Consider the following 2058-nt stretch of genomic DNA (forward strand, 5'->3'; position numbering starts at 1 on the left):
CCCCGTAACCGTCCCGCCCCCAATCCCGACCTGGTCGAGCAGGCCCGCGAGATGAAAGCGATGGGCCAGATCCAGGAGGCGGTGTTCCTGGTCCGCGGCGAAACGGGCATGAGTCACCGCGCCGCTACCCGCTTCGTCAACCGCCTCTAATCCGACAAAATAGGCCATACCAGACAGAAGCTGGATTCTGTCTGGTATGGCGCATGGCTGTTTCCGGCTCACATGGCGAACTCGCCCTCCCTGATGTGTGCGACCACCGCCCGCCGGAGACTCCGCTCCCGCCGGAAGACATGGGCCAGATTCAGCGCCGGCGCGGGAGCGTACGCAGATCACCGCAGCTCCGACCTCGGACGCCCCGAACGGGCACCCGCCCACTCCCCTCGCGAGCCCAGCTCGGCGGGTGTGCCCGAGCCCCCCGCCCTGGCGGGCAGTGCCGAGCGCCCACCCTCCACCCTCGCCCGGCACTGAGCGTTCGTGCGCGTCGGGGAGGCCGTGGACGGTGTCGGCTCAGGTCCGGGCGAGGGTGGAGGCGGGGGCTTCTCCCCCGTTCTCGATCGTCACGTAAGGTGCGGTCGGGAGGGTGTTCAGATCTGTCGTAACGGGCGGATCGCGGGCGCCCTCGCTTGCATCCGGGGCCGAGGCTCCGGAGGTGGTCGTTCAGTCAGTCCAGTTCAGTTCAGTGAGGAATCATGAGCACCCCGGACGTCTTTCCGTTGGAACCGACCCCTGTCCATGTGTCCGACGAGGTTCTCGATGACCTGCGGGCCCGTCTCGCGTTGACCCGTCCGCCGGTGGACGAGGGGAATGAGGACTGGTCCTACGGCGTCCCGGCCGGCTATCTGCGTGGGCTGGTCGCGTATTGGCGGGACGGCTACGACTGGCGTAAGGCCGAGGCCGCCATCAACGCGTACGAGCACTATCAGGTGGGTGTCGACGGTGTTGCGGTGCATTTCATGCGCAAGCCGGGCCGTGGGCCGCGCCCGATCCCGTTGATCCTGACGCATGGGTGGCCGTGGACGTTCTGGCACTGGTCGAAGGTGATCGATCCGCTCGCTGATCCGGCCGCGTTCGGTGGTGATGCCGCTGATGCGTTCGACGTGATCGTGCCGTCCTTGCCCGGTTTCGGGTTCCCGGGTCCGCTGACGGGCTTTGCGGATGTCAACTTCTGGAAGGTGTCCGACCTCTGGCACACCCTGATGACCGAGACGCTGGGGTACGAGAGGTACGCGGCCGGGGGGTGTGACATCGGCGGGATCGTCTCCAGTCAGCTGGGGCACAAGTACGCCGACGAGTTGTACGGCATTCATATCGGTTCGGGGTTGCCGCTTGATTTCTTCAACGGCCCTCGTGCTTGGGATTTTGCCCGGAATCGGCCGCTGGCTGATGATCAGCCTGCTGATGTGCGGGCTCGTGTCGTCGAGCTGGATCGTCGTTCGGCGTCGCATCTGGCCGTGCACATGCTCGACGGTGCCACGCTGGCTCATGGGTTGAGCGACTCCCCCGCCGGGCTGCTGGCGTGGCTGCTGGAGCGGTGGAATTCGTGGAGTGACAGTGGTGGTGACGTCGAGTCGGTTTTCAGCAGGGATGATCTGCTCACTCACGCCACGATCTACTGGGTGAACAATTCGATCGGCACGTCGATGCGGTACTACGCCAATGCCAACCGGTATCCGTGGGTTCCGTCCCATGATCGCACTCCGGTTGTGCAGGCTCCGGTCGGTCTGACGTTCGTCACGTACGAGAATCCGCCCGGCGTCCATGGTGCCGAGGAGCGCGTCCGGGCTTTCGAGGGTGGTCCGCAGGCGGGTTGGTTCAACCATGTGAACGTCAATGCGCATGATCGTGGTGGTCACTTCATTCCCTGGGAGAACCCGGAGGCGTGGGTGGGCGATCTGCGTCGCACCTTCCGTGGGCGCAGGCCCTGACGGCGTTGCGGGGTTGTCCGCTGGCGGGTGGGTGAAGTCGTGGGGGGAAGGTGGTGGAGGAGCTCTTCCGCTTCCCCTTGGTTCCCTGAGTCCGGTGGCGGACGAGGTGGAGCGGTCTCTTATACCACATCTC

1 protein-coding gene is annotated in these 2058 nt (G+C 65.5%); it reads left to right on the forward strand.

The window, feature by feature from the left end; all coding sequences use genetic code 11:
• Positions 1-689 precede the first annotated feature (689 nt).
• Positions 690-1925 (forward strand): epoxide hydrolase family protein, encoded by a 1236-nt coding sequence (locus tag ADY59_RS47125; RefSeq protein ID WP_049577853.1) that lies wholly within the window; start codon positions 690-692, stop codon positions 1923-1925.
• Positions 1926-2058: the final 133 nt, after the last annotated feature.

The organism is Nonomuraea sp. SBT364 (assembly GCF_001083785.1).
In the GTDB taxonomy this organism is placed as follows: Bacteria; Actinomycetota; Actinomycetes; order Streptosporangiales; family Streptosporangiaceae; genus Nonomuraea.